The sequence below is a fragment of the Citrobacter sp. wls718 genome, assembly GCF_005280945.1.
Lineage (GTDB): Bacteria > Pseudomonadota > Gammaproteobacteria > Enterobacterales > Enterobacteriaceae > Citrobacter > Citrobacter gillenii.
Genome location: NZ_SZWV01000016.1, coordinates 4,893 through 13,578 on the forward strand (window position 1 = coordinate 4,893; position 8,686 = coordinate 13,578).

Annotated in this window: 9 protein-coding genes and 1 pseudogene; 7 read left to right on the forward strand and 3 right to left on the reverse strand. The window is 51.4% G+C overall.

Annotated features, from left to right (window positions below; translation table 11 throughout):
- Both FDW95_RS23405 and FDW95_RS02955 read left to right on the forward strand, forming a co-directional pair.
- Window positions 1–1,029: glucan biosynthesis protein (locus FDW95_RS23405; RefSeq protein WP_249358887.1), on the forward strand; the 1,029-nt coding region annotated here is incomplete at its 5' end.
- Between the two features lie 167 nt (window positions 1,030–1,196).
- On the forward strand, window positions 1,197–1,421 hold the full coding sequence (locus FDW95_RS02955) for a YdcH family protein (protein WP_003833168.1): 225 nt from the start codon (window positions 1,197–1,199) through the stop codon (window positions 1,419–1,421).
- 66 nt (window positions 1,422–1,487) lie between these two features.
- Here FDW95_RS02955 and alr read toward each other — a convergent pair whose 3' ends face one another.
- Entirely contained in the window at window positions 1,488–2,714 is a 1,227-nt protein-coding gene (alr, locus tag FDW95_RS02960) for an alanine racemase (protein WP_115258440.1), read from the reverse strand.
- Between the two features lie 218 nt (window positions 2,715–2,932).
- On the opposite strand from alr, the gene rimL reads away from it, so the two are divergent.
- Window positions 2,933–3,478: a 50S ribosomal protein L7/L12-serine acetyltransferase gene (gene rimL, locus FDW95_RS02965; protein ID WP_115258441.1), complete on the forward strand. Its 546-nt coding sequence runs from the start codon at window positions 2,933–2,935 to the stop codon at window positions 3,476–3,478.
- On the opposite strand, the gene ydcK is transcribed toward rimL, so the two are convergent.
- Entirely contained in the window at window positions 3,470–4,450 is a 981-nt protein-coding gene (ydcK, locus tag FDW95_RS02970) for a YdcK family protein (protein ID WP_115258442.1), read from the reverse strand. The genes rimL and ydcK overlap by 9 nt on opposite strands.
- A 113-nt stretch (window positions 4,451–4,563) precedes the next feature.
- Here ydcK and tehA point away from each other — a divergent pair, with 113 nt between their 5' ends.
- From tehA to FDW95_RS02985, 3 genes are all read left to right on the forward strand, one after another.
- On the forward strand, window positions 4,564–5,565 hold the full coding sequence (gene tehA / locus FDW95_RS02975; RefSeq protein WP_115258443.1) for a dicarboxylate transporter/tellurite-resistance protein TehA: 1,002 nt from the start codon (window positions 4,564–4,566) through the stop codon (window positions 5,563–5,565).
- Window positions 5,565–6,161, forward strand: a complete 597-nt coding sequence (gene tehB, locus FDW95_RS02980; RefSeq protein WP_096756964.1) for a tellurite resistance methyltransferase TehB — start codon at window positions 5,565–5,567, stop codon at window positions 6,159–6,161. The genes tehA and tehB overlap by 1 nt, the downstream gene beginning before the upstream one ends.
- Before the next feature lie 168 nt (window positions 6,162–6,329).
- Window positions 6,330–7,001: a DUF3313 domain-containing protein gene (locus FDW95_RS02985; RefSeq protein ID WP_115258444.1), complete on the forward strand. Its 672-nt coding sequence runs from the start codon at window positions 6,330–6,332 to the stop codon at window positions 6,999–7,001.
- A gap of 43 nt (window positions 7,002–7,044) precedes the next feature.
- On the opposite strand, the gene FDW95_RS02990 is transcribed toward FDW95_RS02985, so the two are convergent.
- Window positions 7,045–7,953, reverse strand: coding sequence for a DMT family transporter (locus FDW95_RS02990; protein ID WP_096756966.1), 909 nt, complete (start codon window positions 7,951–7,953; stop codon window positions 7,045–7,047).
- A gap of 188 nt (window positions 7,954–8,141) precedes the next feature.
- Between FDW95_RS02990 and FDW95_RS23410 the strand changes: the two are divergent.
- A pseudogene (locus FDW95_RS23410) lies at window positions 8,142–8,686 on the forward strand (AraC family transcriptional regulator); the annotation flags it as partial.

The window sequence follows — 8,686 nt, forward strand, 5'->3', positions numbered from 1 at the left end:
GAGTTTCCTGACTTTACCGCGTTCTGGTTCGAAACGGTCAAACCGGGCGCGACCAGCTTTACGGTGTATGCGCTGCTCGACAGCCCAAGCGTAACCGGTGCGTTTAAATTTGTGATCCACTGTGAGAAAACGCAGGTGATCATGGATGTGCAGAACCATGTCTACGCCCGTAAAGACATCAAACAGCTCGGCATTGCGCCGATGACCAGCATGTTCAGCTGCGGTAATAACGAACGTCGGATGTGCGATACCATTCACCCGCAAATCCATGACTCCGACCGCCTGGCAATGTGGCGCGGCAACGGGGAGTGGATCTGCCGTCCGCTGAACAATCCACAAAAACTGCAGTTCAATGCCTACACCGATAACAACCCGCGCGGCTTTGGCCTGTTGCAGTTGGATCGTGACTTCTCCCACTATCAGGACATCATGGGCTGGTACAATAAGCGCCCAAGCCTGTGGGTCGAGCCGCGTAACCAGTGGGGCAAGGGGACCATTGGCTTGATGGAGATCCCAACCACCGGTGAAACGCTGGATAACGTTGTCTGCTTCTGGCAGCCGGAGAAGGCGATCAAAGCTGGTGACGATCTGGAGTTCAAATATCGCCTGTACTGGAGCGCACAGCCACCGGTACGCTCACCGTTGGCGCGCGTGTTGGCAACCCGCACTGGCATGGGAGGATTCCCGGAAGGGTGGGCACCGGGCGAGCATTACCCGGAAAAATGGGCGCGCCGCTTTGCCGTTGACTTCGTCGGTGGCGATCTGAAAGCCGCTGCGCCGAAAGGTATTGAGCCGGTGATTACGCTCTCCAGCGGCGAAGCGAAGCAGATTGAAATCCTCTACGTTGAGCCGATCGATGGCTATCGTATTCAGTTTGACTGGTATCCGACCTCTGACTCAACCGATCCGGTAGATATGCGCATGTTCCTGCGTTGTCAGGGCGATGCGATCAGCGAGACCTGGCTGTATCAGTATTTCCCGCCAGCACCGGATAAACGTCAGTACGTCGACGACCGCGAAATGCGTTAATCGCACGGTCTGTGGCTCTCCTGAAGGGGAGTCACAGACATCATCTCTGCTGAAACATTCTGTACGCTATTTACTCGATCCTGTTCGCATTTTTCCCTATGTCAAATGGGTAAGCTGAAGGTGTGTATTTCTTATACACGCTTTTTGTCCACTAACAGGGAGAAAGTATGTTTCCAGAATACAGAGACCTCATTTCCCGACTGAAATCCGAGAATCCTCGCTTTCTGTCTTTATTCGAAAAACACAACAGCCTTGATCATGAGATTTCCAGACTGGAAGGTTCGGATGGTCGGGGATACAGTTTGGATATTGTTCGCCTGAAGAAACAGAAACTTCACCTGAAGGAAGATCTGCTCAAAATCCTGCAAAAAGAGAGTGTCAGTGAGAGCTAAATAGTACGGCTCTCACTGTGTAAAAGGGCTTTCCGCAAAAAATGGGAAGCCCTTCCTGTCAAAGACTTAATCGACCATAACCCGTTTGTTCGTCGCGCCCCATAGAATCGACATTTCGGTGAACAGCGCACCGCTGATTTCTTCCACTTCCTCTGCGCTAACCTGTGCCTTGCCCTGTTTACCGAACAGCACCACCTCATCACCAGAGGTCACCAGCGGCAAATCGGTCACATCGACAATCAGCGTATTCATTGACGTTTTACCCAGCACCGGTACCCGCTGGCCGCGGATCAGCACATGTCCTGCGTTGCTGAACACGCGACGATAGCCGTCAGCATAACCTGCCGGAATGTTAGCGAGAACGGAATCGCGTTTGAGTGTATATGTACGGTCATAGCCGACGGTATTACCTTTCGGGTAATGGTTTACCGACGCAATCGATGATTTAAACGTCATCACGCGTTTGTATTCTGTGCTGGCGATGGTATCACCATAAAAAATTCCGCCAACGCGCACCAGATCCAGCCATGATTCACGCACGGTCAGCGTGGCGAAGGTATTGGCCACATGCAACGTCACGTCTTCGCGCTTCAGCCCGGTAATCTTGAGAACCTGGGCTGATTGGGTATTGAAGCGGGCCAAATCGCGCTTGACCACCGCGGCATCTTCTTCCGGGAAATGCGACATGATGCCGACAATTTTCAGTCCGGGTAAGGCCGAAATAGCGCGGGCTTCTTCCAGTCCGGCCGCCGTGCTGACTTCCAGACCGTTGCGCGACATCCCGCCAGAGTTCAACGCCAGATGAATACGGATGGTTTTGCCTTTCTCCTGAGCAATGGCGCTCAGACGTTTCGCCATGTCCAGATTGCCAATCAGCTCCTCAGTATCAAAATCTGCCGCCTGACGCATCTCTTTTTCCGTGGCATTACGCACGCGCATCAGTTGTGATGTAAAACCGGCCTGACGCACGATGCTGATTTCTTCATTGCTGGCGACGCCAATACACTGCACGCCATTTTGCATCATCACCGGCGTGACGAGAGACAGGTCGTGCCCGTACGCATCGCCTTTGAGAATGGCGCACAAGCGAGTTTTATCTCCCAGCAACTGCTGAACTTTGTGGATATTATATTCCAGCGCGCTGCGGGAGATCTCCAGGGTGGTATTATCCACCACCACCTGCTTGCTGACTGCATAAGGCACGGGACCGGTCTGCGAGGTGGGAACGGGTTGGTGACAGGCGGTGATCAGAAACAGCGGGATAAGTGCTAAACGACCCAAAGGTGCTGCCATGCTTGCTCCTTAGCAAAAAAATAGCGGTATTATTGTCATCATTGCGGATCATCCCCATGAGGATGCCCGGTTAATCAGAGTAGCGGGTTCAGCGCGGTAGATTGTCGCTAAGTGATTGCTGTTACAGCATAAAAGTATGATGTCCGGGGTGATAAATAGATTAATATCTGCGGATGCCAGTCAGAAATGCCCCGTTAACGAAAGTGAAGGAGATAAACATGCCAGAAGTCATCCCCGTCAGCGACACGCTGGAACTGCGGGCAGTCGAAGAGCAACACGTCACGCCATTGCATCAACTGGTACTCAAAAATAAGCGCTGGCTGCAGCAGTCGCTGAACTGGCCACAGTTTGTCGAATCCGAGGATGACACACGCAAGAACGTGCAGGGTAATATGATGCTGCACCAGCGCGGCTACGCCAAAATGTTCCTTATTTTTGAACAGCAGAACGTGGTGGGGGTGATCTCGTTTAACCAGATCGAACCTTTGAACAAAGCTGCCTATATTGGTTACTGGCTGGATGAAGAACATCAGGGGAAAGGCATACTGTCCCGGGCGCTACAGGCGTTTATTCAACATTACGCGCAGCGCGGTGAGATCCGCCGTTTTATCATTAAATGCCGGGTAGATAACCGTGAAAGCAATCAGGTCGCACGGCGCAATTGTTTCCTGCTGGAAGGTTGTCTGAAGCAGGCGGAGTTCCTCAACGGTGAGTACCATGATGTGAATCTCTACGCCCGTATCATTGATTGCGCCTCAGAATAAGCCTGCCAGAGGCGTGCGGGTAATACGTTGCTCGCCGTTGATCACTTTCGGGCCGCGCAGATGAATTGCGTCGCCTTCAAAGGCCTCGATGCAAGCCTGGCCGGTAACCTCAATGTGATGTTCGATCAGCACTTCGCCCTGGATACAGGCGTGGCCTTCAATGAGAATGCGATCGTCAAGCAGGATTGGGCCACCGCGCAGGCGCGCATGCCCCCCAACCAGCACGTGATGCTTCAGGACGCAGTTACCCTCGATCACGGCGTGCTCCGCCACCTGTGAGCTGTAGCGCAGGGTAGGAATGGCATCTTCATCAGTTCCGGAGGTAACCCGAGCATGGCCGTAAACTTTCGCGCAATCGCAGATCCAGACGTTATTTTCTTCATTGCCTTCTATTCGCGCAAAATCAAAAACTTCGGCGCGGTGTTCGATAAAGGCATAATTGACGACAGCGTCGCCATAGATTTGCGCCTGATGCACAACGCGCGAGTTGCTGACGGTTGCGCGGTCATAAATGTGCAAAATCTGGTCGCTTTCACGGGTTAATCCTTTGGCGGCAATGATTTCTGAACCACTCAACACGCGAGCCTCACCGGAAAGGAGGCACTCCCCACGGACAGTCGAATCTTTGATCGTGACGTTGTCACGTATTTCTGCGCCATGGCTGATTTCTGCCTGGTCAATCCATGCGTTATCGCCAATTTGCGTCCCCTCTCTGATCACGCTTGCACGGGTAATGCGGGCGTTGCCGGAGATAACCGCCCCGGCAAAGGCGATGGCATTCTCATCGTAAATCCAGCAATCACCGTTTTGCGCCAGCACGCTTTCGTCGTCAATCCAGCCGCCTGGCGTACCGGCTTGCACATCATTAAAGTCGGTGAGGGCGATGACCTGGTGTAGCAATACGTTTTTTTTGTGGCCATTATCCTGATAACTGAAGGAACGTGGCTCATCGCTCAGACGGTATTTGGTCATAAAGAATTTCCCAGTTGCGCACCTTAGTTAAACGTAGCAAAGTTTTCAGCACTGGCTAAACAGCCGTAAATTCCATAAAATGTATTTCAAATATACTTTAAAAAATAAACAAAATGAGTAATAACAAATACAGTGAGCGAGTTCTTAATCTTCCGGCCGGTTATTTTGGCATGGTACTGGGAACCATCGGGATGGGTTTTGCCTGGCGATATGCCAGTCAGATATGGCCGGTGAGTCACTGGATAGGTGACGGTCTGGTGATCCTCGCGATGGTCATTTGGGGGCTGTTGACACTGGCATTTATGACCCGTCTGGTGCGTTTTCCCCACAGCGTGCTTGCGGAAATACGCCACCCGGTGATGAGCAGCTTTGTCAGTCTTTTCCCTGCCACCACCATGCTGGTGGCGATTGGTTTTGTACCCTGGTGCCGGCCCTTAGCCGTGGTCTTGTTTGGTATTGGGGTGGTGATCCAGCTGTCGTACGCAGCCTGGCAAACGGCAGGGCTGTGGCGGGGTTCTCATCCGGAAGAAGCTACCACGCCGGGTTTGTATCTGCCGACCGTGGCCAATAACTTTATCAGCGCCATGGCCTGCGGCGCGCTTGGTTACACTGATGCCGGGCTGGTGTTTCTCGGGGCGGGCGTCTTCTCCTGGTTAAGCCTTGAGCCGGTTATTCTGCAGCGTTTACGCAGTTCTGGTGAACTGCCGGCGGTATTACGTACCTCGCTGGGTATTCAACTGGCTCCGGCGCTGGTGGCCTGTAGTGCCTGGCTCAGCGTCAACGGTGGCGAAGGCGATACGCTGGCAAAAATGTTGTTCGGCTATGGCCTGCTGCAACTGCTGTTCATGTTGCGTCTCATGCCGTGGTATCTGTCTCAGCCGTTTAATGCATCATTCTGGAGCTTCTCGTTCGGTGTCTCGGCGCTGGCAACGACGGGGCTGCATTTAGGCCACGGCAGCGAGTCAGGTTTTTTTCATACGCTGGCGATCCCGCTGTTTATTTTTACCAATTTTATCATTGCGCTATTACTGATACGCACGTTTGCATTGCTGATGCAGGGAAAACTGCTTATTCGCACGGAGCGTGCAGCATTACTGAAATCTGAGGATAAATAATGACCCGTTGTGACGAAAACTACTTTACTGAGAAATATGATTTAACCCGCACGCATTCCGATGTTGTCGAGGCGGCAAAAATTGTTACGCCAGGCAAAACATTAGATTTAGGCTGTGGGAATGGTCGTAATAGCTTGTACCTGGCGGCTAACGGTTATGACGTGACGGCGTGGGATAAAAACCCAATGAGCATTGCCAACCTTGAGCGCATTAAAGACGCAGAAGGGCTGACCAATCTGCACGCTGAGGTAGCGGACCTCAATGCGTTACGCTTTGACGGTGAATATGATTTTATTCTTTCCACCGTGGTGATGATGTTCCTCGAAGCAAAAACTATCCCGGGCTTGATTGAAAATATGCAACGCTGCACCAAACCGGGCGGATATAACCTGATCGTCGCGGCAATGGATACCGATGATTTTCCGTGCACCGTTGGGTTCCCGTTTGCGTTTAAAACCGGAGAATTACGCCGCTATTACACCGGATGGGATCTGCTGAAATATAACGAAGATGTGGGTGAACTTCATCGTACGGATGAGAACGGCAACCGTATTAAACTGCGCTTTGCAACAATGTTGGCGCGTAAAGCTGGTTAACCTACCCATTTGTGATAAGCCTTTCTACGTTCAGCATTTTTTTTGTGCTGAACGTTAAGATAACGTTAAGATAAAATTGTGCGGTCCTTACCATTTTTAGTGCATCCAAAATGATTCTGATTTGCTATTCTTTTCAGGCACCATTGCGAAAACTAAAGGGACCGTTTCATGCGTACTCAAACTTTATTTAAAGTTGCAGTGCTTACTGGCCTGTTGGCATTATCTGGCTGTGCATCAAAAGTGACTCAGCCGGAGAAATACTCTGGGTTTTTAAAAGACTATTCTGGCCTGAAGGAAACTAAATCAGCAACGGGGCAACCGGTGCTTCGTTGGGTTGACCCTAGCTTTAATGAATCTAAATACGACAATATCGTTTATAACCCGATTACGTATTATCCGGTTCCTAAACCAACCACTCAGGTTGGACAACAGGTTCTTGATAGGCTGCTGAGCTATACCAATACTCAAATGAAAACCTCCATTGGTAAGCGTAAGCCGCTGGTGACAACGCCTGGCCCACGTACTTTGATTTTCCGCGGGGCGATCACTGGTGTTGATACCAGTAAAGAAGGGCTGCAATTCTATGAAGTGGTTCCGGTTGCACTGGTTGTTGCCGGTACACAAATGGCAACAGGGCACCGTACCATGGATACCCACCTCTATTTTGAGGGTGAGTTGATCGATGCGGCAACCAATAAGCCGGTAATTAAAGTTGTCCGTAAGGGCGAAGGCAAAGATCTGAATAACGAGAGTACGCCGATGGCGTTCGAAACGTTGAAGAAAGTTGTTGATGACATGGCGACCGATGCCTCCATGTTTGACGTAAATAAAAAGCAATAATGAAAAACGCACCGTCTACTTTCTGCGGTAGGTGCGATTTTTTTCAGGCGACCCGGCGGCGGTACAGCAGTTTCCCCATCAGCATTTCCGGGCGGGTGAACATCACCAAATTCCCCAGTAAAATCAGCACTAATCCGGCAATGGCATTAATCTGCCAGACATACCCCTCATACAGCGTAGACAGCGTCAGGGCCACCAGTGGAAAAAGCAGCGTGCTGTAGGCCGCCTTGCTGGGACCGATACGTCCGACCAGCGTGAAATAGGCGCCAAAGGCAATCACCGAACCAAAAATTGCCAGATACAACAGCGCGCTAAGATAACTGAAGGTCCACTGAGGTGTGAAGTTGTCGCCGCGCACCAGGGCAATGGTAGCAATCAACACGGTGCCGTATAACATCGCCCAGCTGTTGGTGGTCATCACCTCGAGGCCATTTTTCTGATGGCGCAGGCTTATCATGTTGCCCAGTGAGAAACCAAACGTGCCGAGGGCGCTCAAGCCAATGCCCAGCAGCAGTGAATGATTTAACCCGCTGTTGACTAAATCTTGCCAGAACAAGGTGACGATGCCTGTCAGGCCCAGTCCGGCGGCGACATAAAAACGTCGCGGCGGTTTTTGACCAAAAAACAAGTAGCTATTAACCGCGTTGAACAGGACTGCCATTGAGAAAATAACCGATTCGAGTCCGGTATTGATCCATGCGGCGGCAGTGTAAAAACACCAGAAGTTAAAACAAAAAACGCAGCCGCCTTGTAACAAACAAAACAGATGGTCACGTGCGGAAAGCTTACGCAATTTTCCGCTGACCAGCAGAATGACTATCATCACCGTGCTGGCAACGGCAAAGCGCCAGAAGATAGAAACAGGGGCGGCAACCGGGCCTTGTTGCAGGTAAATGGCAATCCATGTCGTGCCCCATATCACCACCACCAGACTGTACAACAGTGCGTTCATACATCGCTCTCATTTTGCCTATTCAAAGGCAGACTGTGCCACGCCACTTCCGAGGGCGCTTTCATCCGATTGCGGGAGACTTGCAAAATCTTGCGCTTTTTTTTATGCAAAGCGGAAAAGATGGCTGTTAACACCCTGTTGCTGAGATAGACTGAAAGTCTGCTCACAACGTCTTTGAAAGTGATGGTATGCCTCAGCCCTACGATGCCTTTGAAAACTTACGCAAACATAATGCCGTGCTGCATGAATCGGTTGCGTTACATTCTGGGATCCAGCTGGCGGCGTGGTCGAACAAACGCGATACCATCACCCAATATTGCGATCACCATACGCTCAGTTTGTATGTGGCAGATGGCTATGAGAGTTACCACAAAACGGCGGGCGGCTGGAAGAACGGCGGTGGCCCGGACCGCTTCTGCCTGATGCCTAAAGAGAGTGAATCCAGCTGGGATATCCGCGACGATCTGTCGTTTGTGCATCTCTACTGCACCGACGCGCATTTGCGTGAGGTGGGGGAGAAAGTCTGGGATAAGAGCCCTTATAGCGTTACTCTGGACGAACATACTTTCGGCAGCGATCCGGGGATCACCGCTGTGTACCGCCAGTTTCTGCTTGGTAATGACTGGCAACAGCCTGCTAACCATCTCACGCTGAGCGCCGCATCTTCGCTGTTATTAACGCACCTGATCCAGCATTACAGTAACGTACAATGGCGACCGCCGGTGGTGACGGG

What these genes read in the sequence shown, in the direction of transcription:
- FDW95_RS02955 (WP_003833168.1), top strand. Translation starts at nt 1,197, where the DNA reads ATGTTTCCAGAATACAGAGACCTCATTTCCCGACTGAAATCCGAGAAT.
- alr (WP_115258440.1), bottom strand. Translation starts at nt 2,714, where the DNA reads ATGGCAGCACCTTTGGGTCGTTTAGCACTTATCCCGCTGTTTCTGATC.
- rimL (WP_115258441.1), top strand. Translation starts at nt 2,933, where the DNA reads ATGCCAGAAGTCATCCCCGTCAGCGACACGCTGGAACTGCGGGCAGTC.
- ydcK (WP_115258442.1), bottom strand. Translation starts at nt 4,450, where the DNA reads ATGACCAAATACCGTCTGAGCGATGAGCCACGTTCCTTCAGTTATCAG.
- tehA (WP_115258443.1), top strand. Translation starts at nt 4,564, where the DNA reads ATGAGTAATAACAAATACAGTGAGCGAGTTCTTAATCTTCCGGCCGGT.
- tehB (WP_096756964.1), top strand. Translation starts at nt 5,565, where the DNA reads ATGACCCGTTGTGACGAAAACTACTTTACTGAGAAATATGATTTAACC.
- FDW95_RS02985 (WP_115258444.1), top strand. Translation starts at nt 6,330, where the DNA reads ATGCGTACTCAAACTTTATTTAAAGTTGCAGTGCTTACTGGCCTGTTG.
- FDW95_RS02990 (WP_096756966.1), bottom strand. Translation starts at nt 7,953, where the DNA reads ATGAACGCACTGTTGTACAGTCTGGTGGTGGTGATATGGGGCACGACA.